Consider the following 22,529-nt stretch of genomic DNA (forward strand, 5'->3'; position numbering starts at 1 on the left):
AACGAGTTCTAGAATCCTTATCGATAAGGCGGGAATGTTGCGCGCGACTCTCGCTCAGGCGGCTTTCAGCGCGTCATCGCACAACCCTCACTGCTGCACACCCCAACGCCTCACGGTGAAGCGTTCGAGCGTGTCGAAGACCAGGTGCTCGACCAGCAACCCGATGATGATCACAGCGGCAAGCCCCGCAAAAACACGATCGGTATAAAGCTCGTTGCGGTTCTGGAAGATGTACCAGCCGAGTCCGCCTTGTCCCGCACTCGCCCCGAACACGAGTTCCGCCGCGATCAGCGTGCGCCACGCAAACGCCCAGCCCACACGCAGCCCTGCGATGATCGACGGCAGCGCCGCCGGCACCAGAATGAGCGCGACGTGGCGCAGGCCGGTCAGCCCGTAGTTGCGCCCCGCCATCCGCAGCGTGGCCGGCACGCCGAGAAACCCGGTGTACATGTTCAGCGCGAGCGGCCACAGCACGGCATGCACGAGCACGAACAGGAGACTGCCGGTGCCTAGCCCGAACCACAGCAACGCGATCGGCAACAACGCAATCGACGGCAACGGGTTGAACATCGCGGTCAGCATGGACAGCAGATCGCGGCCCACGCGCGTGGACACCGCCAGCGCAGTGAGCGCGAAAGCCAGCACCACGCCGATCGCATAGCCGCGCAGCAGCACGGACAGGGAAATCGCGGTCTTTTCGAGTAGCTCTCCGCTCAGGATGCCCTGCACGAAGGCTTCGAGCGTCGCGCCGAACGTGGGCACGAGCAGATCGTTGTTGACGATACGGGCGGTGATTTCCCACGCCCCGATCAACAGCAGCGCGATCAGCGTGCGCCGCACCCAGCTTGCGTCCGCAAGACGGCGCACCAGCGGCAGCGGCACGGAATCGCCGCCAGGCGGCACCGGTTGCAGCACGCGCTCGTACTCGGCGCGCACGGGAGGCAGCGTGCGTTCTGGCGTAATCGCGGATGTATTCAGGGGCGTGCTCATGCGCGTGCCTCCACGTCCGTGCCGGTCTCGAACAAGAGGTGGTGAATGCGGGCGGCGCTCGCGCGGAAGGCGTCGTCGTCGGTGCTCGCGTGCGACCAGGCGTGGCTGTTGAGTTCCGCGCGCACGCGCCCCGGATGCGGCGAGAGCAGCAGAATACGATTGCCCACCACGAGCGCCTCTTCGATCGAATGGGTGACGAACAGCAGCGTGAAGCGCTCGTCGTCCCACAGCCGCAGCAGCTCCTCCTGCATCTTGCGCCGTGTCAGCGCATCGAGCGCGGCGAAGGGTTCGTCCATCAGCAGCACGCGCGGCTGCATGGCGAGCGCGCGCGCAATCGCCACACGCTGTTTCATGCCGCCCGAAAGCGTATGCGGGTAGGCATCGGCAAAGGCCGCCAGGCCAACCTTGTCGAGGTAGTGCAACGCCCGCGCCTTCGCCTCGCTGCGCGAAAGCTTGCGCGCGACGCGCAAGGGAAACGCGATGTTCTCAACGACCGTCTTCCAGGGCGGCAACTGGTCGAACTCCTGGAACACGACCACACGATCGGGACCGGGGCCGCGCACCGTCTGGCCGTCCAGCGTGATCGTCCCGGCGACCGGCTCGATAAAACCCGCAATCGCCTTGAGCAAGGTGGATTTGCCGCAGCCCGAAGGCCCCAGCAGCACGAAGCGGTCGCCGCCGTAGACGTCGAAGCTCACCTCGTGCGTCGCCCGCACGATGCGTTCGCGATTGCGGTATTCGAGGCTCACGCCGTCGATGGCAAGCAGACGGCCATCAGGCGCCGCTTCGTCGCGCAGCGTGGCGTCTGCCGGATGTGCGAAGCGCGCCTGGGCATCGCCTGGCGCCTGCGTTGCGGCAGCAAGGCCACGGCGCGTCAGCGGCGCGTGGGCGCCAAGTCGGGACGGTTGGGCATTCACGATCGAAAATCCAGCAGAGAAAACGTCAACATACGGGCGGCCCTCGCGCATCCCAACCAATGAATCGCCATATTCATTTGACGGCGGCGTATAAACAGCATTTACGCCGCTCCAACAGCGCGAGCACGCGAAATCAGCTACCGCCCGCAGTCGCGGGATCGTCGAAGAAATAATCGCGCCAGGACTTAGGCTCGTTGCGGATCGCGCCCGTGCGGTACATGGACTGTGCGAGTCCCAGCGTGTTCTGCGGCGCCGTCTTGAACTGCACCTGCGGGTCGCGCAGGATCTTCAGCAGCAGGTTGCGGTCGATCTTCGAATCATTCACGCGAATATAGATATCGGCCGCTTTTTCCGGGTCGGTGGAAATCAGATGCGCGGCATCAGCCAGCGCGGCAACGAAGGCGCGATACGTCTTCGGGTTGTCGTCGCGGAACTTCTGCGTCGCGTAGAGCACGGTCGCGGAACTCGGGCCGCCCAGCACGTCGTAGGAGTTAAGGACGATGTGAGCCTTCGGGTTGGCGGCCAGTTCCTGCTGCTGGAACGGCGGATTGCCGAAATGCGCCGTGATCACGCTGCTGTTCGCAATCAGCGCCGCCGCCGCGTCGGGGTGCGGAATGGCCTGGGTGAATTTGTCGAGGCGATCGAACTGCTTGTCGCCCCACTGCTTCGCCGCTGCGTATTGCAGCACGCGCGACTGCACCGACACCCCCACCGCCGGCACCGCGATGCGGTCCTTTGCCGTGAAGTCCGCGATCGTCTTCACGTTCGGATCGGTGCTCACGAGGTAATACGGCAGGTTGCCGAGCGAGGCGACGCCTCTCACGTTCTGACGCCCGTGTGTGCGGTCCCAGACGGTCAGCAGCGGCCCGACGCCCGCGCCCGCGATATCCACCGCGCCCGACAGCAGCGCATCGTTGACGGCCGCGCCACCCGATAGCCGGATCCAGTCCACCTTGATGTCGAGCCCGGCCTTGCGGCCCTCCTGCTCGATGTAGTGTTGATCGCGCGCCACGTTGAGCATCAGATACACCACGCCGAACTGCTCGGCGATACGGATGGTGCCTTCGGCGCGCGCCGGCTGCGTGGTCGCCAGCGCCGTCACGGCCAGCACGGCGCAAAGTGCGGGCGCAGCGGCGCGGCGCAAGGTGTGCGCGCCGCGCGTGAACGCGGTGCGAAGCAGGAACGGCATGGAAATACCCCGTGATTGTCGTATTGGAAATGCGTAATTCAATGCGGCGCCGCGCGACTCAAAACGGCGCGTCGCCTTCGATCGTCGTGCGATAGAGCCTGCGGCGCAGATGGTCGGGCGTGCCCGCCGCGAGATGCATCAGCGAGCGGTTGTCCCAGAACACCATGTCGTGTTCGCGCCAGACATGCCGATACAAAAACTCATCGCGTACGCTGTGCGCAAAGAGTTCGTCCAGCAGCGCGCGGCTTTCGTCGTCGGGTAGATCGACGATGCGCGTCGTGAAGTGCTCGCTGACGAAGAGCGCCTTGCGCCCCGTCTCGGGATGCGTGCGGACCACCGGATGCACGACCGGTTTCACCTGCGCGATCTGCTCGGCGGAAAGATTCGGCCGCCACGGGCTGCGCTCCTGGAGTTCGGCGTAGCGCGCGAGATAGGTATGCTCGGCGCGCCGGCCCTCGACCGCGCGGCGCAGACGCTCGGGCAACGTGTCCCACGCGAGATGCATGTTGGCGAACAGCGTATCGCCGCCCTCCGAGGGCAATTCCTGCGCGTGCAACATCGATCCGAGGCTGGGCTTTTCCTTGTACGAAAGGTCCGAGTGCCAGAAGTGGCCGGCATCGCCGAGCCCCACCGGTTTGCCGTTCTCGACGATATTCGAAACGATCAGCACTTCCGGGTGATCGGGCAGCGCGAACTGATGCAGCACGTGAATCTGCAGCGGCCCGAAGCGCCGCGAAAAAGCGATCTGCTGTTCGGGCGTGATGTGCTGGTCGCGAAAGACCAGCACATGATGATCGAGGTGAGCGCGATGCAGGCGCGCGAAATCCTGTGCGCCAAGCGGCTTCGCGAGGTCGAGGCCGATGACCTCGGCGCCCAGCGGCGCATCGAGCGCACGGATGTCGAAATGCTGTTGCGCGTCTTGAGCGATATGCGCGGGCAAAGAAGCGGTCGTAGTCACGCGGGATGCCTTATCGGTGCCAAAAGGCTCAATCTACGTGCGCTTACAAAGGCTGACAACGAAGCAAATCCGATACGTTTATCCAATCGAGTCATAAAGCCGCTGCTAACGCATACAGGGCCGCCTCGCGTAATCGCGTTTGCGTATATGCATAGCTCAAATCGGCATTAAGCGCTCCGATCGATCATTCGTGGCGCGCATCTTTTCCGCATTTAATCATGCGATATGCGCATGACGCAAGCATTAACTCCAGCGCAGCAATCCGGAAAAGCAAAGCACAAAAAACCGTTTGTCACCGCAGCGCCATACCGTCTTTAATAACCAGCTTCTTGCCGCGCAAACGCGGATTTTTTCAATGAAGCGCCCGCACCGCGCACTGCGAGCCAGGCCACGCAGCCAACCGCATGGAAGGCTTTTACCCACGGTTGTCTCTGTTCATCGCAATCCCGGAACCGACATGGCTGACGTCACCTCTTCTTCAAATCACTACATCCCGTCGTCACGAGGCGGCTTGCGGCTTTCGAAAGACCGCGTTTACTACTGGCTTTCATGGGCCATCCCCGTGTTGATCGTCGTGATCTGGGAACTCGCCGCGCGCGTGGGCTGGATCGAGCCGCAAGTGCTGCCGGCGCCCAGCAGCGTCGCCGTCACGGCATGGAATCTGGCCCGCAACGGCGACCTGTTCGTTCACCTTGGCGTGTCGCTGCTGCGTGCGGCATGCGGTTTTCTGATCGGCGGCGCAATCGGGCTTGCGCTCGGCGTTCTCGTCGGCTTCTCGCAGCTCGCGCAGGCACTGATCGACCGGTCGATCCAGATGGTGCGCGCCATCCCTTTTCTCGCGATGCTGCCGCTCGTCATCGTGTGGTTCGGCGTGGGTGAAGGCGCGAAGATTTTTCTGGTTGCGCTCGCCGTGCTGTTTCCGGTTTACATCAACACCATGCTCGGCATCCGTCAGATCGATCCGAAGCTGATGGAACTCGCCAAGGTGATCGGGATGAAATGGCCGGCCGTGGTGCGGCGGATCATTCTGCCCGGCGCGATGCCCGCCATCCTCACCGGCGTGCGCTATGCACTGGCGCACGCATGGCTCGCGCTCGTGATCGCCGAAACGCTTGCGACGACAAAAGGCATCGGCTTCCTGGCGATGGACGCACGCGAATTCCTGCAGACCAACGTGATTCTGTTGACCATGATTATTTACGCGATCATCGGCGTCATCGCCGACGCCCTGGTTCGCTCGCTCGAAGCGCGCTTCCTGTCGTGGCACGCGAATTACACGAAGGGAGAGAAATAATGAGCGCCACTGCCACGCTCTCGCCCCGCGCGAACGCCATGCCTCGCCGCGAAGCCGAAAACGAAGCCGAAATCACTGCGTCGGCGCTGGCCGTATCGGTACGCGGACTTCAACGCCGATATGGCACACGCGTCGTGATCGATGCACTCGACCTCGATATCCGCCAAGGCGAATTCGTCGCGCTGCTGGGCGAAAGCGGCTGCGGCAAGACCACGCTGCTGCGCTCGCTCGCGGGTCTGGACAAGCCGGATGCCGGGCAGATTCGCGCGCCCGATCGGCCGTCCGTGGTGTTTCAGGAGCATCGCCTGCTGCCGTGGGCGACGTTGTGGGAGAACGTCGCGCTCGGCCACGAATCGAGCATCGGCCGCGCGGGCGCATCCCGCGCGCTGGCCGAAGTGGGCCTGGCGGGCCGCGAGCAGGACTGGCCGCGCAATCTTTCCGGCGGTCAGGCACAACGCGTCGCTCTGGCGCGCGCGCTCGTGCGCGACCCCGCGCTGTTGTTGCTCGACGAGCCGTTTGCCGCGCTTGACGCGCTCACGCGCATCAAGATGCACGGACTCGTCAAGGAGCTGGTCGCCCGTCACTCGCCGGGTGTGCTCATCGTGACGCATGACGTCGATGAGGCGCTGGCGCTCGCCGACCGGATTCTCGTCATGCGCGCGGGGCGCATCGCCGCTTCGTTCGAACCCAAAGACCACACGCCGCAGGCCTTGCGGCTCACGCTACTCCAGGAACTCGGCGTTCAGTCCCACTGAGCCGCCTCCCCTGAAAACAAGAAAGGACAACGAATGAATGACGCGTCACTGACTCGCCGCCGGCTTCTGCGCGCGGCGGGTGGACTGCTGGCCGGCGCGGCCGCCGCACGCCTCCTGCCCGCACAGGCAGCACAAGCGGCACAATCTGCGCAACCGCTCAAACTCACCCGCAACACCGACACGGTCCGCATCGGCTGGGGCTATGGCGCGCTGCCCGACATTGCCAAACAACGCGGGGTGTTCGAGAAAACGCTCGCGGCGAAAAACATCAAGGTCGAATGGATCGGCCCGTTTCCGAACCATGCTCCCTCGATTCAGGCCGTTGTGGGCGGCAGCGCGGATTTCGGCTTCTGGGGATCGACGACACCCGCGCTCGCCGCCATGCTGGCCGGCTCTCCCATCGTCTTCACCGGCTTCGACGTGTATTCGCCGCGCTCCACCGCCATCATCGTGAAGAAGACAAGCGGTATCAATTCGGTGGCCGATCTTGCGGGCCGCAAGGTCGCGGTGAACCGCTCGGGGCTGGGCGAATTCCTGCTCATCGCGGCGCTGGAGAAGCATCATGTCGATCGCAGCAAGGTCGAGTTCGTCTATCTGAATCCGCCCGATGCCGCGCCGGCCTTTGCGCAAGGCCGGGTTGACGCGTGGTCGATGTGGTCGCCCGCCGTCGATATCGCGCGCTATTCGAACGACGCGAAGGACATTTTCAACGAAGGCCGCGATCTCGACTTCCTGATCGACTACAGCTCGCTCGTGACGCGTCGCAAGTTCACGGAAGAAAACTCCGAGCTGGTGCGCGCCGTGCTCGACGCGTATTACGTGGAAGGCGCCTGGCAGTCGCAGCATCCGGCCGAATCGGAACTACTCGTGCAGCGAGAGGCGAAATATCCGGATCAGGTGCGCGACTATCTCGCAAGCCTCAAGCGCGTAAATCAGTTCCACGAGCCGGACGACGCCGCCTTCATGGCGCAGTTCCAGCGCGCGGCGGATTGGCTCGCGCAACGCAAGATCATTAACGCGCCCATCAAGGTCGCCGATTACAGCGTCAAGGTGTGACGCGCGCGAACGGGAATATGTATGTCTGAAATCCCCACGCAATCACTGGGCGCGGGCGCGCCCGCGCTCGTCTCGCCGTTAGCGGCGTCGCTCGGGTTCGCCGAAGCCTTCGGCGAGATCGCCGCGACGGCAGCCCGGCGCGAGCGCGAGCAGCGCCTGCCGCATGCCGAGATCGCGACGCTCAAATCACTCGGCTTTGGCGCATTGCGTCTGAGCGCCGACGATGGTGGCCACGGCGTGTCGTTGAGCGAGCTTTTCGCGCTCGCGCGCGACCTCGCCGCGGCCGATTCGAACATCGCCCACGCCTTTCGCAATCACTTCTGGCAAGTGGAAGCCGCCCTGCAACGCCGCGACCATCCTTTCCACGCTCACGTGCTCGATCTCGCGCGCCGGCGCAAGAGCGTCGGGCTCAGCTTCGCCGACAGCGACGCGACGGCGGCGGGCGCGCGCTCGAGCCGCGTGCTGAGCCGGCTGGAATGGGACGCGCGCAGGCAGGTCTACGTGGGCTCGGGCGACAAGGTCTATGCGACCGGCAATCTCTACAACGACGCCTTCGTCGGGGTGGCAGTCGAAAGCCGCGCGAACGACACCGTGCAATACGTGCTGGAGCGCGGCGAAGGCGTCGCCACGGAAGACGACTGGCAAGGCTTCGGCCAGCGCCTCACCGGCTCGGGCACAGCGCGGTTTCGCGACGTCGTGGTGCAAGCCGCGCATGTCTATGCGTGCGACCCGCCGAAAGCGCCTGAGGCCGCACCATGGGGCTTCACTTTTCATCAGGTCTATCTCACCAACTGCATCGCCGGCATCGTGCGGCGCGTGGTGCTGGACGCGGTGGCGGTGCTGCGCACGCGGCAGCGCAACTTCTATCACGGCGAAGCCGCGCAGCCCGCCGACGAACCGGCCTTGCAGGCGTTGCTCGGACGCATACGCGCCTACGCCACGAGCATCGAAGCGACTGCGCAGCGCGCCGTGCAGGCGCTGGAACATGCCGCGCAAAAGAACGGCACGAGCGACGAATATGCGAGCACCCTCGCCGCGACGCTGGCCGCCTCGGAAGCCAAGGTCGTGATCGACGATCTTGCGCCGCAAGTCGCCAGTTGGCTGATCGACCTCGGCTCCGGCTCGGCCGTGTCGAGCGTCGCCGCGCTGGACCGGCACTGGCGCAATATCAAGGTGATCGCCTCGCACAATCCGCGTCTCTATAAAGAGCGGCTGCTCGGCCAGAACCTGCTGACCGGGCAGCTACCGCCTACGGGCGCGTTCTTCTGATTCAGGCCGCCAGTTCGCGGCGCACGCGCGGCACGATCTCCTGCGCGAAGCGTCGCATGTCATCCTCGAAAGGCTGGAACTGGAGCATGAAGAGTTCGACTCCCGCGCGGTAAAAATCGGCGATGCGCCGCGCGACCGAATCGTAATCGCCCACGAGTCCCGCCGCCGTCCCTCCATTGGAGCCGACGCGCGCGGAACGGGCAAAGGTCTTGAACATCTCGACGTTCGGGTCGATGTTGACCTGCTGCCGCTCGCGCAGCGGCTTGTCCAGCTCCGCCAGCGCGAACAGATGATCGAGATGCGCCTCGGCCTGCGCCTGGGTCTCGCGTGCAATCACGAACGCCGATAGACCAAAGCGCAAGGCGTCCTGCCCCGCGGGCCGCGCGCGCGCCGACACGTCGGCGATCAGGCCCGCGACATCGTCGAGCGGCTGGCCGTTGATGAACCAGACGTCGCCGTGCCCGGCCACCAGCGCGCGCGCCGGCTCCGACTCGCCGCCCACATAGATGCGCGGGCGGGCGCGGAACGGATCGGCGGGCAGCAACTGATAGTCATCGATATGAAAGCGCTCGCCGTGATGGCTGACGCGCTGACCGCGCAGCAACGCATCGACGACCGTGATCCATTCGCGACCGTAGGCGTAGCGATCGTCGTGCTCGGCAAACGGAATACCGGCGCGCTCCAGCTCCGCGCGATTCCAGGCATTCACGAGGTTGATCGCGAAGCGTCCGCCGCTGATGTGCTCGATCTGCTGCGCCATCTTCGCGAGCACGACCGGATGATAGAGAAACGGCTTGATGGCGGCGATGATTTCGATGCGCGAGGTGAGCGCCGCCAATGCCGCCGAGGCGGTCCACGCTTCCAGCTGATCGAGCGTGGGATCGTGCGGATTGACCGTATGCTGCGCGACGAGCACCGAATCGAAACCCAGACGCTCGGCTTCGAGCACGAGCGCCTTGTTGCGCGCCCACGATGCATCGTAGGGTTCGGCGGGATCCTGCAGCGCCGCGCGGCTGCCGTGCACGAGCGCCCAGATGCCAAAACGGGGAAAAGAACGAGACATTGCGTGAAGGCGTGGAAAGGCGAAGTTAACGGGGCATCCATGCTAACGCCGCGCGTCACGCGGTCCTTCCAATATCTCCTGATATCCAAGCCACGAAAACGTATTAGCGCCCCTTCATCGGTACCATCGGCGGCACCGTCGACGGCGTGCCGGGCACGAGCCCACATGATGCCAATGTGGAATATTTATACGCATTCAATATTTAAACTTCGCATGACTCGATGCTAGTCTTCCTGAAACCGCAAACCAGGGAGGCAGCATGAGTGTTGAATTCATCGGCATGATCCAGCAGCGCAAGGTGTCGGAAACGCACCAGGCCAGCGGCCCCGCCATCGACGTCGATTACGTCCGCGACTTTGCCCAGGCGCACGAGCGCGCCGGCTTCGACCGCATTCTCGTGCCGCATAGCTCGACCAGCCCCGATGCCACGCTGACCATCGCCTATGCCGCGAGCGTCACCTCGCGCGTGCACTTCATGCTCGCGCATCGTCCCGGCTTCGTCGCGCCCACGCTGGCCGCGCGCCAGATCGCCACGCTCGATCACTTTTCGGGCGGCCGTCTCGCCGTGCACTTCATCTCGGGCGGCAGCGACACCGACCAGCGCCGCGACGGCGATTTCCTGAGCCACGACGAACGCTACGCGCGCACCGACGAATATCTCCAGGTGCTCAAGCGCGTCTGGACCGAGGACAAGCCATTCGATCACACGGGCCGCTATTACCGCTTCGAACAGGCGTTTTCCGAGGTCAAGCCGCGCCAGCAGCCACACGTGCCGATCTACTTCGGCGGCGCATCGGAGGCGGCGCTGACCGTTGCGGGCAAGCACGCCGACGTCTACGCCTTGTGGGGCGAATCGAAACAGGGCGTCGCCGACCTGATCGCCCGCGTGCGCGCCGAAGCCGCGAAGCATGGCCGCAACGTGCGCTTTTCCGTGTCGTTCCGGCCGATCCTCGCCGATACGGAAAAAGCCGCGTGGGAACGCGCAGAACATATCCTCGACGAGACGCGGCGCCTGCGCGCCGCCCAGGGTCTGGACAAGGGCGGCCCGCTCGAAAGCGAAGGCGCGCGGCGGCTGCTGGGCGCGGCCGGTGACGGCGTGCGCGCCGACGATCGCCTGTGGACGGCCGTTGCGAAGGAAATCGGCGGGCGTTCGAATTCCACGGCGCTGGTGGGCACGCCCGAGCAGGTCGCGCAGACGCTCGCGGAGTACCACGAGATCGGCGTTTCGACCTTCCTGATTCGCGGCTTCGACCCGCTTGAAGACGCCGCGGACTATGGCCGCGTGCTGATTCCGGCCACGCGGGAACTGACCAGCCGCGTGCGCGCCGCCGCCTGAACCCGCCAACGCCCACGAAACGTCCACGAAACGTCCACGAAAACAAGGAGCGACATGAGCGCGATCCTCACTGATAACCCGCGCGATACCCCGCATACCGACTTCCGGCACGCCCCCCTGCGCAAGTTCTGGTTCGACGACGAAAGCGCACCCGCGCGCACCGTGGCCGAGGAACGGCGTCATCGCCAGGCGCGCCTCGCCGGTGCGTTCCGGCTGTTTGCGCGCTATGGCTTCGATCAGGGCCTCGCCGGTCACATAACGGCGCGCGACCCCGAATGGTACGATCACTTCTGGGTCAATCCGCTGGGCCTGCATTTCGGGCGCATTCGCGTGTCCGATCTGCTGCTGGTGAACCGGCACGGCGAAATCGTCGTCGGCGACGGCCCCGTGAATCAGGCTGCTTTCGCGATCCACGCGGCGATTCACGAAGCGCACCCCGAGATCATCGCCGCCGCGCATACGCACTCGCTTTACGGCAAGGCGTGGTCCACGCTGGGCCGCACGCTCGACCCGCTTACGCAGGATTCGTGCGCGTTCTACGAAGACCATGCGCTCTTCGACGACTTTCGCGGCGTGGTGCTCGACACCGACGAAGGCGCGCGCATCGCGCAGGCGCTCGGCAAGCGCAAGGCCGTGATCCTGAAGAATCACGGCATCCTCACGGCTGGGCCGAGCGTCGAAGCCGCGGCGTGGTGGTACATCGCGCTCGACAACGCGTGCCACGCCCAGTTGCTGGCCGAAGCCGCAGGCCAGCCGCAGCCCATTGCCCACGATATCGCCACGCTCACGCATGGCCAGGTGGGCCGCCCCGCAGGTGCGCGCCACGCGTTCGAAAGCCTCTATGCGGGGCTGGTCGAACGCGAGCCGGAGCTGCTCGACTGATGGCGATCCACAAATTACGCCGCTTTGTCGGTTCGATCGCGGATCTGGCCGATCGTCATGCGCAAGGGATTTCGCAGGAATCCGAACTGATCGATCAAGGTCTGGATGCGCTGCGCGAACTCGTGAGCGAAGACGACTGGCTACCCGACGCTTACGCCGTGCCCTCGCCCGAGCGCTATCAGCAATATCTGTTGCACGCCGACGCGCGCCAGCGCTTTAGCGTCGTCAGCTTCGTCTGGGGGCCGGGACAGCAGACGCCGGTACACGATCACACGGTCTGGGGCCTCATCGGCGTGCTGCGCGGTGCGGAATACGCGCAGCCGTACGCGCGCCATGCCGATGGCACGCTGCGCGCGCACGGCCCCGAAACGCGCCTCGAACGCGGCGCGGTGGAAGCGGTGTCGCCCACGCTCGGCGACATTCATCGCGTGCGCAACGCCTACGACGACCGCGTGTCGATCAGCATCCACGTGTATGGCGGCAACATCGGCGCGATCCGGCGCTCGACCTATCCCGCCGATGGCGCGCCAAAGCCCTTTATTTCCGGCTATTCGAACGATGTCCTCCCGAACCTCTGGGATCTCAGCAAGGAATCCATCGCCTCATGAAGTCATTCCCCACGCGCTCGTATCAGGACGTGCGCGACGCCCTGCTCGCCCGCCGCGAAATCGCGCTGCTCGATGTGCGCGAAGAAGATCCGCACGCGCAAAGCCATCCGCTGTTCGCCGCCAATCTGCCGCTCGCGAAACTCGAACTCGATGCGTGGACGAAGCTGCCTCGCCGTGACGTGCCCATCGTGCTGCTCGACGACGGCGAGGGCTTTGCCGCGCGCGCGGCGGCCACGCTCGACGCGCTGGGCTATACCGATGTCGCGCTGCTCGAAGGCGGCCTGGCAGGCTGGATTCTCGCGGGCGGCGAGGTGTTTCGCGACGTCAACGTGCCGAGCAAGGCCTTCGGCGAATTCGTCGAGGCCGAGCGGCACACGCCTTCGCTCACCGCCGAAGAGGTCGAGGCGCTGCTCGCGGGAAATTCTGGCGGTGCGGGCGTCGTCGTGCTCGACGCGCGCCGCTTCGACGAGTATCAGACCATGAACATTCCCGGCAGCATCAGCGTGCCGGGCGCGGAGCTGGCATTGCGTGCCCGCGCGCTTGCGCCGGACCCGGCCACGCGCGTGATCGTCAATTGCGCCGGCCGCACGCGCAGCATCATCGGCACGCAGTCGCTCGTCAATGCGGGGCTGCCGAACCCGGTCGCCGCGCTACGCAACGGCACGATCGGCTGGACGCTCGCGGGGCAGACACTGGAGCATGGCGCGGCGCGCCAGTTCGACGCCGAGGCCGGACGCGATCCGGCCACGCTCGCGCAGTCGCGCGAGGCGGCGCGCGCGCTGGCCGATCGCGCGGGCGTGCGCCGCACGACGCTCGACGAAGCCGCGCGCTGGGCCGCCGATCCCGCACGGACGACCTATCGTTTCGACGTGCGCACGCCCGCCGAATACGAACGCGCGCATGCGCCGGGTTTCCAGGGGGCGCCTGGCGGCCAGCTCGTGCAGGAAACGGAGATGTTCGCGCCGGTGCGCGGCGCGCGCGTGGTGCTGTTCGACGATGACGGCGTGCGCGCCAACATGACGGCTTCGTGGCTCGCGCAGATGAATGTCGAGGTTTATGTCGTGGAGGAAGCGAGCGCGGACGCGCTAAGCGAAACCGGCCCGTGGCGCGCGCCCAAACCCGCGCCTGAAACCAACGCGGCGATCACGCCCGAAGCGCTCGCCGCACGCCTCGCGCAACCCGACCACGGCACGGTCATACTCGATTTCACGTCGAGCGCGAATCACGTCAAGGCCCATATCCCCGGCGCGTGGTGGACTTTGCGCTCGCACCTGGCGCCAGGTTTCGACGATCTTCGCGCCCTGCCCGACGCGAAGCGCTACGTGGCGGTCTGCATGACGAACGCACTCGCGCCGTTCGCCGCACCCGAGATCGCGGCGCTCACCGGCAAGCCGGTGGAAGTGCTCGAAGGCGGCACGGCGGCGTGGCAGCGCGCGGGCTTGCCCGTCGAGAGCGGCGACGCGCGACTCGCCTCGCCGCGCATCGACCGCTACCGCCGTCCCTACGAGGGCACCGACAACGCACGCGAAGCGATGAATGCCTACCTCGAATGGGAATATGGCCTCGTCGAGCAACTCGGCCGCGACGGCACGCACGGCTTCTTCACGGTCTGAACGCCACGGCGTCGGGCGCGCGGTACATCGGCCAACATCGGTTCGCTTAAGCCGCGCGCGCGACACGCACCGCCTTGAAGCTGCTCGCCACGCTCTGCGCGAGCACGGCGAGCGCCGATTCCATCTTGCCGATCGCGCGCGAGCGCACGACCCACACGGCGATTTCCGGCTTGAAATCGCTCACCTGCACGATATCGAGCGCGTCGGCCCAGGCGCTCGCCGCCACCAGCGGCTGCGGCACGAGACCCAGCCCCACGCCATCGGCGACCAGCCCCAGTTGCAGTTCGGTGCCCAGCGTTTCGAGGTTGAGCTTGAGCGAATGTCCCTGCGCGGCGAGCGCGTGCTGAAGCCCCGCACGAAAACCGCAGCCATCGGGATTGAGCACCCAGCCGTGCGCCTGGCATTCCGCCAGCGTATGCGCGCGCCGCTTGAGCAGCCCCTTCTTCGCCACGATAGCCAGCTTGAGCGAGCCGAGCGATTCGCCCGCCAGCGCCTCCGGCAGCGTGCGATTGGCGGGCAGCAGCGCAACGGCGGCGTCGAGTTCGCCGTCTTCCACCTTCTGCAGCAGCGGCGCGCCCCAGCCCGTCGTCACGCGCGCCTGGAGTTCCGGATGCGCCTGGCGCAGCATCTGGAGCGCGTCGAGCATGGCGATATCGGCGACCGTCTGCGCGACGCCCAGGCGCAGCACGCCCGCCAGCGGCGCGCCGTCGTTGACGAGCTGGCGCAGCGCCTCCATTTCGGAGAGGATCGCGCGGCACTGGTCGTATACGGCGCGGCCCATCGGCGTGGTGCGCAGGGGCTTGGTGTTGCGGTCGAGCAATTCGACGCCCAGCGCTTCCTCGAAGTTCTGGATGCGCCGCGTGACGGCGGGCTGCGTGAGGTCGAGCCCCGCAGCCGCCTGGCTCAGCGACGCGCTGCGCACGACCGCGACAAAGGCTTCGATTTCGTCGAGTTTCATGAGTTTTTCTGGCTACAAACCGGGATGGATTCGATCGTCGCGACATGCCGTGCACCGCGAACGGTCGCCCAGCTTAGCGCCATTACGGTCCTGCGTTCAAGCCTTGCTATTTCACATTTGCATATTTGCATGGAAGAACAATGCGTTTGCCTTATGGTGACGCGCTCCGTATCGTGTGCATTTGCCTTCGATTGAGGATCTTTCAATGCGTCGTCCCGCCGCCCGCACTGCTTCACGTCCGACCAGGCCGCAACCCAGGCTGCAATCTCTGTCGCGCGCGCTGCTCGCGTTTGCCGCCGCGCTGCCGCTGTGCGTGAGCGCGGCCACGCTCAAGGTCGGCGATCAGCAATTGCAGACGCGCGGCATTCTCGAAGCGTCAGGGCAGCTCAAGGACGTGCCCTACGAGATCCAGTGGTTCAACTTCCCGGCGGCGCAGCCGCTGGGCGAAGCGCTCAATGCGGGCGCCATCGACGTAGGCGGTCTGGGCGACGCGCCGCTCATCTTCGCCTACGCGGCGGGCGCGAAAATCCGCGCGGTGTCGGCGGTGCGATACACGCCAGTCGATCTCGCCATCGTCGTGCCGGGCAACTCGCCGATCCACAACGCCGCCGATCTCAAGGGCCGCCGCATCGCCACGACGCGCGGCTCGATCGGCCATTACCTCGCGGTCGCCACGCTGGAACGCGCGAACCTCAAGCTCACCGACGTGACCTGGTCCTTCATGCAGCCCGCCGATGCCCGCGCCGCGCTCGCCTCGGGCAGCGTCGACGCGTGGGCCACCTGGGACCCCTACGTTGCGCTCGCCGAGGCGCGCGACCATACGCGCAGCATCGCCAACGGCGTGGGCCTGTCGTCGGGGCTGAGCTTCGAGGCGGCCACCGATACCGCGATCCGCGACAAGCACGCCGAACTGGCCGACTTCCTGCGCCGCGTCGCGGCCGCACAGCGTTGGGCGCTCTCCCATCCGGCCGAAGTCGCGGCGATCCAGTCGAAGGTCACGGGCCTGCCCGCCGACGTGCTCACCACCGTTTATCAACGCGGGCAGTGGCATCCGGTGCCGATCGACGACGGCGTGATCGCCGAGCAGCAGCGCACCGCCGATCTCTATCACCGCGCGGAGGTGATCCGCACCCGTCTGGACGTCGCGCCGAGCTTCGACAAACAGTTCTCAAGCGCCGCGCCGTAAAGGTTTCCGTCTCTTTCCGAATCGCTCCGAACGACGCCCATGACACACCGACTGCCCGATAACGTCCTCGCCGACGCACAAACCGATGCGCAGCGCGATACCGAAGCCTTAAACGCACTCGCCGATCTCGACTCGCCCGCGGCTCACGCATGGCTAGCACAATTGAGCGCCGATTTCGCGCGCGGCGCCGCCGCACTCGACGCGGGCCCGCATTTTCCGCACGACAATCTCGCGCGTTTGCGCCGCGCGGGGCTGCTCGCGCTGACGGTGCCGCGCGCACTCGGCGGCCACGAAGCCACGCTCGCGCAAACGCTGCGCGTGGTGCGAGCCATTGCACGCGGCGAGCCGTCCACGGCGCTCATCTTCGTCATGCAGTGCCTCTACCATCTGCGCCTGCAGGCCAATCCGCACTGGAGCGCCGCGCTCAAGGAGCGCGTGGCGCGCGACGCCGTCGAACATGGCGCGCTCATCAACTCCCTGCGCGTCGAGCCGGAACTCGGCTCGCCCTCGCGCGGCGGACTGCCGGCGACGGTGGGCCGCCAGGACGGCGCGCGCTGGATCCTCAACGGCCGCAAGCTCTATTCGACCGGCAGTCCCGGACTCACCTGGTTCGCGGTCTGGGGCCGCACCGATGAAGCCGAGCCGCGCGTCGGCACCTGGCTCGTGCATCGCGACTCGCCCGGCATCCGCTTCGGCAAGCCCTGGAATCATCTGGGCATGCGCGCGACGGGCAGCCATGAGGTGATCTTCGAGAACGTCGAAGTTCCCTTCGAACAGGCCGTCGATCTGCAGGCGCCCGGCCCCGCCAACGGCATGGACCCGGAAACCGCCGTCTGGATGAACGTGCTGCTGCCCGCCATCTACGACGGCGTGGCGCGCGCCGCGCGCGACTGGTTCGTGCAATGGGCCGCGAACCGCGTGCCCTCGGGCCTGAACGCGCCGCTTGCCAGCCTCGACAGCTTTCAGCAGACCGTGGGCCGCATTGACGCGCTGCTGCTCGCCAATCGCGTGCTGCTCGACGCGGGCGCAAGCGGCAGCGTCGCGGCCGGCGAGGCGCAGACGCTCAAGTATCTGGTCAGCCGTCACGCGATCGACGCGGTCGAAATCGCGCTTGAAGCCAGCAGCAATCCCGGCCTGAGCCGCGACAACGCACTGGAGCGGCACTACCGCGACGTGCTGTGCGCGCGCATCCATACGCCGCAGAACGACATCGTGCTCGGCAACCTGGGGCGCGCGGCCTTTGCGTCGTTCGTCACCGCCAGCGACAACCCTTCCCGCGATCGATAAAGGAGTCTCGCCATGAGCGTCGAATTCATCGGCTACGTCAGTCATCAGGAGTCCAGTGAAATCCATCTGCCCGAAGGCGCGGCGGTCAATCCGCCGTGGATCGCCGCCGTCGCGCAGGCGCACGAATACGGCGGCTTCGACCGTGTCCTGATCGCCCATTCGAGCGCCTCGCCCGACGGCCTGCAGATCGCCTCGTTCGTCGCGCAGCAGACGCGCAATCTGGGCATCCTGCTCGCGCACCGGCCCGGCTTCACCGCGCCGACACTGGCCGCACGTCAACTGGCGACGCTCGATCATTTCAGCGCGGGCCGCGCGGCCGTGCACATCATTTCCGGCGGCGACGATATCGAGCAGCAGCGCGACGGCGACTGGCTCAGCCACGACGAACGCTATCGCCGCACCGATGAATACCTCGACATTGTCAAGCGTGCCTGGACCAGCGATACGCCGTTCGATCACGAAGGCGCGTTCTATTGCGTCGCCGGTCATCGCTCGCAGGTCAGGCCGTTGCAGCAGCCGCATCTGCCGGTGTATTTCGGCGGCTCGTCGGAGGCGGCCATCGCCGTGGCGGCCAAGCACGCCGATGTGTTCGCGCTGTGGGGCGAGTCGCTTGACGCCGTGCGCGAGACCATCGCGCGCGTGCGTGCCGCCGCGGCCCTGCATGGACGCGCGGAACACATCCGCTTCAGCCTGTCGCTGCGGCCGATTCTCGCCGCCAGCGAAGATGCCGCGTGGGCGCGCGCCGAGTCCATTCTCGCCAAAGCGCAGGATGTGGTTGCGCGCTCGCCCAATTTCACGCGCCGCCCGAAGGAGCCGCAGAACATCGGCTCGCAGCGCCTGCTGGCGGAGGCCGCCAAAGGCAATGTCGTCGATACGCGGCTGTGGACCGGCATCACGGCGCTCACGCGGGCGGCTGGCAATTCCACGGCACTCGTCGGCACGCCGCAACAAGTGGCCGATGCGCTGCTCGAATATCGCAAGCTTGGCGTCTCGACGTTCCTGATTCGCGGCTTCGATCCGCTGGAAGATGCGCTCGCCTATGGCCGCGATCTGCTGCCGCTCGTGCGCGCCGCCGTCGCAAAAGAAGAGGCCGCGCGGCGGGCCGCTTGAGGTTGCGCCCGAGGTTTCAGGCGTGACGCGCACTGCCGCGCCCGTGAAGGCGCGGCAGCATCTCAGGCCAGCACGTCGGCGAACACGCGCGACGCAAAGCGATTCGAGTCGGTGCTTGCGTTGACCACGCCGACCGTCTTGAGATCGTCGGCGTACAGGGCGATCTCCTTGCGGAACGCATCGCCCACCGGATGATGGCGATCCGTGTGGCTCTTGAGCATCGCCGTGAGCTGGCCCACGTCCGCGTTCGGGGCATAGGCCGAGAAAATCCTGGCGGCGGCGTCCGGATGGTCGGCGGTCCATTCGGTCGCTTCGAGCAGCGCGGCCGTGAGCGCCTGCGCCGTCGCGCGATCCTTGCGCACCAGCGTGCCGCGCACGCCCAGCACGCAGCACACGCGGTTCGCGTAATCGCCGCACAGATTGTTCGACACCTCGTAGAGATGGTCCGATTCGCGCAGCGTCCAGATGGTCGGGTCGCCGTCCGCAATCGCCTGCACTTCGCCTTTCTTGAGCGCCTCGCCTAGCAGATTGGCCGGATATTGCCGCCAACGCACGTCCGCATCCGGATCGATGCCGAGCTTTTTGAGTGTGATCGCGAAGAAGTTCTTCGCCGGGCTGGCCATATCGCTCACGCCCACCGTGCGGCCCTTGAGTCCCGCCAGATCGACGATGCCCGAGCTTTTCGTGGCCAGCAGGCGCATGCAGCCGCCGTGGATGCCCGCCGTGAGCTTGACGTCGAAACCCTGCTCCAGCGGCTTGATCCAGCGCAGCGCCATGCCGACGCCCGCATCCGATTTGCCGGTGGCGATGGCCTCCAGCAGCTGATCGGTCGAGCCTGCGAAGTTGACGAGTTCGACGTCCAGCCCACGCTTGCGAAAGAAGCCCTGGGTGAGCGCGACCGGAACCGGGGCCGTGCAGATCGCCCCCGCATTCCATGAGAGTTTGAGCGCTTTGGCGCCTTCGTCGGCCAGGGCGCGGGTCGCCGGCAGGCCGAAGGAAAGGCCGCCGAATGCGGCGGCGCCCGTGGCGAGCGCGGCTTTGCGCAACCAGTCGCGGCGTTGCGGGGAAGATGGCGCGGCCGGTACGTTAGCGTCGAATGCAGTCATCGGTGTGGCGGTTCCGTTGGAGAAGAAAGGGGGCGTGTCTAGGCTTCGAGTCCGAGCTGCGCGAGCACCGCTTTGCGCGACTCGACCAGGGCGGGATCGTCGCGATGGCGCGGATACGGCGCGTCGTTGCGGACCTCGCTGACGATGCGCGCGGGCCGTGCGCTGAACACCACGACGCGGTTGGCCATCACGAGCGCCTCCTCGACGTCGTGCGTGACGAACAGCACGGAGAAGCGCTCGCGTTGCCAGAGCGCCACGAGTTCGGCCTGCATACGCATACGGGTAAGCGAATCGAGCTTGCCGAACGGCTCGTCGAGCGCCAGCAGCGCGGGATCGTTGACGAGGCCGCGCGCGAGCGCCGCGCGTTGCGCCATGCCGCCGGACAATTGATGCGGCCACGCCTGAGCGAACTGCGTAAGGCCGACGCGTTCGAGCGCAGCATCGATGCGCGCCTCGACGTCGGCTGCACGCGCGCCGCGCCGCGCACCTTGCGCTTGCGGTCCGAGCGCGACGTTCTCGCGCACCGTGCGCCAGGGGAACAACGTCGGGTCCTGGAACACCAGCACGCGCGACGGATCGGGCGCCGCGACCGGCTTGCCGTCGGCTTCGACACTGCCCGTGCGCGGCGTTTCCAGCCCGGCCACGAGCCGCAGCAAGGTGGATTTGCCGCAGCCGCTTGGCCCCAGCAGCGCGACGAATTCGCCGGGCTGCACGGTGAGGCTCACGTCCTCCAGCACGGGCAGCGTGGCGCCACGCAGCGCAAAGCCGTGGCTCACGTGGCGGATATCGACGCGCGCGCCGGTGCGTGGCGCGGCTTTCGAGACTTGATTCGGCGCTTTATTCAGCGTTGCCTGTGCGATCACCATTTGAGCAGCCCCTTTTGCCAGCCGAGCACGCGATCGCGCACGCGGAACAGCAACGTAATCAGCCCCGAGCACATCAGCGCCATCACCAGCAGGCCCGCGTACATGTTCGAATAGGCGGCCCAGCCCTGGGCCCATTGCAGATACCAGCCGAGGCCCGCTTTCACGCCCATCATCTCGGCGACGATGAGCACGGAGAACGACGCGCCCAGCCCCATGAACAGCCCGACGAAGACCGAAGGCAGCGCGGCCGGAATCGCCACGCGCAGGATCAGGAAGCCGGGACGCGCGCCCAGCGTGCGCGCGACGTCGTAGAACGCCGGATTCACGCCCGCGACGCCCGACCACGTGAGCACCGCCACCGGAAACGCCGACGCCAGCGCGATCAGAAAGACGCTCGCACTGAAGCTCGACGGGAAAAAGAAGAACGCCAGCGGCAGCCACGCGGTAGCGGGCAGCGGGCCGACGAGACGCAGCAACGGATGCAGCCAGTAGCCGATCGCGCGCGACCAGCCGATGCTCACGCCCACCACGAAGCCCGTCGCCGCGCCAATCGCATAGCCATAGGCCAGCAGGCCGAACGAATGGGCGACGCTGGAGGCCAGGCGCGCGTAATCGTCGAAGAACACCGCGATCAGCGCCTCAGGCGGCGCGAAAAACGGGCGCGGCAGCCATTCGAGCTTGGCGGTGGCGATCTCCCACGCGCTCACGCCCAACGCGAGCGCGAGCAGCCACGGTCCCGCCGCGCGCCAGCCGCGTGGAGTTCCGGATTGCGCGCCCTCTTCCGCCGCTACAGGCCGCTTCACGCGCAACGCAAGCGCGATGAAAAACGCCAGGGCCGCGAGCAGGAGTTCGAGCGCGAACAACGCATCGGCATGCGGCCAGTCATCGAGACTCGGCCAGCCGCGCGTGAGCGCCGCTGCACCCAGCCAGGCGAGCGCGGCCAGCCCGCTCACCAGACCGCGCGCGACGTCGCCACTGGGCGGCGCTTGCCGCTCGACGTTTGGCAGCGCCTGGGCAGACGCTTCTGCTTGAATTGACATGAATACGGACTCCGAATGATCGATCAGGCGACGCCGATGTGCGTATCGGCCAGCGCCGCCACGTCGAGCGCGCGTGGCAGGATGCCGTCTCGCACGGCGGCATCGGCGACTTTTTGCAGCGTGGCGATATCCGCCGCCGTGACGAAGCGTTGCCGGAGCGCCGAACGCTGCGTGATGGTCAGCGCCGCGTCGGGCGTGGTACGCGTGAGCTTGCCGTAGACCTGGGCGTAAGCCTGCGGATGGGCCAGTGCCCAGTCGCCCGCGCGTTGCAGGCGCAGCAGCACGTCGGCGATGGCCGCGCGCTTGAGCGTATTGGCGTGGGCCGCGCCCGACGCGGTAATGAAACCGAGTCCGCTATTGATGCCCGTGCCATCGCGCAACACGCGCGCACCGCGCGAAATCGCGATGCCGTAGTAGGGATCGAACGTGGCCCACGCTTCGATGGAACCCGACGCAAAGGCGGCGAACGCGTCAACCGGCAGGATGTAGCGGATCTGGATATCGGAGCGTGCGATGCCCGCTTCGGCGAGCGCGCCATCGAGTTGGTACTCCGAAATACTCCCGCGCGCCGACGACACGAATACCGTACGTCCCTTGAGCTTCGCGACGCTGTCGATAGTCGAGTGTTGAGGCACGAGTATGCCTAGCTGGGCTGGCGAACCGACCCGCGTGGCGACGATGCGCAGCGACGGATCGCCCGTGGCCGCGGCGAGCACGGGCAGGTCGCCCGCGGGCGCGATATCGACGGCGTTGGCGCGTTGCGCCTCGAACAGCGGCGCAGCGCCCTGGAAGTTGGCCCAGCGGTACGCGTAGGGCGCGCCTTCCAGCACGCGCGACGCTTCGGCGAGCGCGCGCAGACCGCCCGCCTGGTCGCCCAGCACGAGCGTGACGCCGGAAAGATCGGGCGAGCCGGCCGCAAACGCCACGCCCGGCAAGCCAAACACAGCGGCAGGCGCTGCGGCCAACGCACCGAGCAGACGCCTGCGCAGATGAAACGATGTGATATTGGAGCCTGCCATAAGTCCTCGCGAGCGGTATGGAGGCAA

The 22,529-nt window shown here is 66.5% G+C and carries 21 protein-coding genes; 11 read left to right on the forward strand and 10 right to left on the reverse strand.

Annotated elements, in window-relative coordinates; translation table 11 throughout:
- Positions 1-87: 87 nt before the first annotated feature.
- The 4 genes from B0G62_RS13990 to B0G62_RS14005 all read right to left on the reverse strand — a co-directional run bounded on the left by B0G62_RS13990 (position 88) and on the right by B0G62_RS14005 (position 4,054).
- Positions 88-990, reverse strand: a complete 903-nt coding sequence (locus B0G62_RS13990; protein WP_103704799.1) for an ABC transporter permease — start codon at positions 988-990, stop codon at positions 88-90.
- On the reverse strand, positions 987-1,967 hold the full coding sequence (locus B0G62_RS13995) for an ABC transporter ATP-binding protein (RefSeq protein WP_244193239.1): 981 nt from the start codon (positions 1,965-1,967) through the stop codon (positions 987-989). The genes B0G62_RS13990 and B0G62_RS13995 overlap by 4 nt, the downstream gene beginning before the upstream one ends.
- 73 nt (positions 1,968-2,040) lie before the next feature.
- Entirely contained in the window at positions 2,041-3,096 is a 1,056-nt protein-coding gene (locus B0G62_RS14000; protein WP_103704800.1) for an ABC transporter substrate-binding protein, read from the reverse strand.
- A 58-nt stretch (positions 3,097-3,154) separates the two neighbouring features.
- Entirely contained in the window at positions 3,155-4,054 is a 900-nt protein-coding gene (locus tag B0G62_RS14005; RefSeq protein WP_181315583.1) for a TauD/TfdA dioxygenase family protein, read from the reverse strand.
- Between the two features lie 457 nt (positions 4,055-4,511).
- Between B0G62_RS14005 and B0G62_RS14010 the strand changes: the two genes are divergently transcribed.
- Genes B0G62_RS14010 through B0G62_RS14025 form a run of 4 tightly spaced genes read left to right on the forward strand, consistent with a single transcriptional unit; the run spans position 4,512 to position 8,428 of the window.
- Positions 4,512-5,348 (forward strand): ABC transporter permease subunit, encoded by an 837-nt coding sequence (locus B0G62_RS14010; RefSeq protein ID WP_103704801.1) that lies wholly within the window; start codon positions 4,512-4,514, stop codon positions 5,346-5,348.
- A 38-nt stretch (positions 5,349-5,386) separates the two neighbouring features.
- Positions 5,387-6,103, forward strand: coding sequence for an ABC transporter ATP-binding protein (locus B0G62_RS14015; protein ID WP_244193253.1), 717 nt, complete (start codon positions 5,387-5,389; stop codon positions 6,101-6,103).
- Positions 6,104-6,136: 33 nt separating this feature from the next.
- Entirely contained in the window at positions 6,137-7,159 is a 1,023-nt protein-coding gene (locus B0G62_RS14020) for an NrtA/SsuA/CpmA family ABC transporter substrate-binding protein (RefSeq protein WP_103704803.1), read from the forward strand.
- Positions 7,160-7,180: 21 nt separating this feature from the next.
- On the forward strand, positions 7,181-8,428 hold the full coding sequence (locus tag B0G62_RS14025; protein ID WP_103704804.1) for an acyl-CoA dehydrogenase family protein: 1,248 nt from the start codon (positions 7,181-7,183) through the stop codon (positions 8,426-8,428).
- A 1-nt stretch (position 8,429) separates the two neighbouring features.
- On the opposite strand, the gene B0G62_RS14030 is transcribed toward B0G62_RS14025, so the two are convergent.
- Positions 8,430-9,491 (reverse strand): LLM class flavin-dependent oxidoreductase, encoded by a 1,062-nt coding sequence (locus B0G62_RS14030; RefSeq protein WP_103704805.1) that lies wholly within the window; start codon positions 9,489-9,491, stop codon positions 8,430-8,432.
- A gap of 259 nt (positions 9,492-9,750) precedes the next feature.
- Here B0G62_RS14030 and B0G62_RS14035 point away from each other — a divergent pair, with 259 nt between their 5' ends.
- The 4 genes from B0G62_RS14035 to B0G62_RS14050 are packed head-to-tail and all read left to right on the forward strand — an operon-like array spanning position 9,751 to position 13,930.
- Entirely contained in the window at positions 9,751-10,827 is a 1,077-nt protein-coding gene (locus tag B0G62_RS14035; RefSeq protein WP_103704806.1) for an LLM class flavin-dependent oxidoreductase, read from the forward strand.
- Between the two features lie 54 nt (positions 10,828-10,881).
- On the forward strand, positions 10,882-11,709 hold the full coding sequence (locus B0G62_RS14040) for a class II aldolase/adducin family protein (RefSeq protein ID WP_103704807.1): 828 nt from the start codon (positions 10,882-10,884) through the stop codon (positions 11,707-11,709).
- Positions 11,709-12,317, forward strand: a complete 609-nt coding sequence (locus tag B0G62_RS14045) for a cysteine dioxygenase family protein (RefSeq protein WP_103704808.1) — start codon at positions 11,709-11,711, stop codon at positions 12,315-12,317. The genes B0G62_RS14040 and B0G62_RS14045 overlap by 1 nt, the downstream gene beginning before the upstream one ends.
- On the forward strand, positions 12,314-13,930 hold the full coding sequence (locus B0G62_RS14050; protein ID WP_103704809.1) for a rhodanese homology domain-containing protein: 1,617 nt from the start codon (positions 12,314-12,316) through the stop codon (positions 13,928-13,930). The genes B0G62_RS14045 and B0G62_RS14050 overlap by 4 nt, the downstream gene beginning before the upstream one ends.
- Before the next feature lie 46 nt (positions 13,931-13,976).
- On the opposite strand, the gene B0G62_RS14055 is transcribed toward B0G62_RS14050, so the two are convergent.
- Positions 13,977-14,888, reverse strand: a complete 912-nt coding sequence (locus B0G62_RS14055) for a LysR family transcriptional regulator (RefSeq protein WP_103704810.1) — start codon at positions 14,886-14,888, stop codon at positions 13,977-13,979.
- Positions 14,889-15,093: 205 nt separating this feature from the next.
- Between B0G62_RS14055 and B0G62_RS14060 the strand changes: the two genes are divergently transcribed.
- The 3 genes from B0G62_RS14060 to B0G62_RS14070 are packed head-to-tail and all read left to right on the forward strand — an operon-like array spanning position 15,094 to position 18,471.
- Complete coding sequence (locus tag B0G62_RS14060; protein WP_103704811.1) at positions 15,094-16,074, forward strand: ABC transporter substrate-binding protein; 981 nt, start codon at positions 15,094-15,096, stop codon at positions 16,072-16,074.
- A 39-nt stretch (positions 16,075-16,113) separates the two neighbouring features.
- Positions 16,114-17,361: an acyl-CoA dehydrogenase family protein gene (locus tag B0G62_RS14065; protein ID WP_103704812.1), complete on the forward strand. Its 1,248-nt coding sequence runs from the start codon at positions 16,114-16,116 to the stop codon at positions 17,359-17,361.
- 12 nt (positions 17,362-17,373) lie between these two features.
- Positions 17,374-18,471, forward strand: a complete 1,098-nt coding sequence (locus B0G62_RS14070) for an LLM class flavin-dependent oxidoreductase (protein WP_103704813.1) — start codon at positions 17,374-17,376, stop codon at positions 18,469-18,471.
- A gap of 62 nt (positions 18,472-18,533) precedes the next feature.
- Here the strand turns inward: B0G62_RS14070 and B0G62_RS14075 are convergent, their stop codons facing one another.
- Genes B0G62_RS14075 through B0G62_RS14090 form a run of 4 tightly spaced genes read right to left on the reverse strand, consistent with a single transcriptional unit; the run spans position 18,534 to position 22,502 of the window.
- Positions 18,534-19,577 carry an ABC transporter substrate-binding protein gene (locus B0G62_RS14075; protein WP_103704814.1) on the reverse strand — a complete coding sequence of 348 codons (1,044 nt, stop codon included), beginning with the start codon at positions 19,575-19,577 and terminating at the stop codon, positions 18,534-18,536.
- Positions 19,578-19,615: 38 nt separating this feature from the next.
- A complete protein-coding gene (locus tag B0G62_RS14080) occupies positions 19,616-20,443 on the reverse strand; it encodes an ABC transporter ATP-binding protein (RefSeq protein ID WP_103704815.1) in 828 nt (275 codons plus the stop codon).
- Positions 20,437-21,483 (reverse strand): ABC transporter permease, encoded by a 1,047-nt coding sequence (locus tag B0G62_RS14085; RefSeq protein ID WP_103704816.1) that lies wholly within the window; start codon positions 21,481-21,483, stop codon positions 20,437-20,439. Before B0G62_RS14085 ends, B0G62_RS14080 begins: the two co-directional genes overlap by 7 nt.
- A gap of 23 nt (positions 21,484-21,506) precedes the next feature.
- Positions 21,507-22,502, reverse strand: a complete 996-nt coding sequence (locus B0G62_RS14090) for an ABC transporter substrate-binding protein (protein WP_103704817.1) — start codon at positions 22,500-22,502, stop codon at positions 21,507-21,509.
- Positions 22,503-22,529 lie beyond the last annotated feature (27 nt).

Origin of the sequence: Paraburkholderia eburnea (assembly GCF_002917095.1) — a bacterium.
In the GTDB taxonomy this organism is placed as follows: Bacteria; Pseudomonadota; Gammaproteobacteria; order Burkholderiales; family Burkholderiaceae; genus Paraburkholderia; species Paraburkholderia eburnea.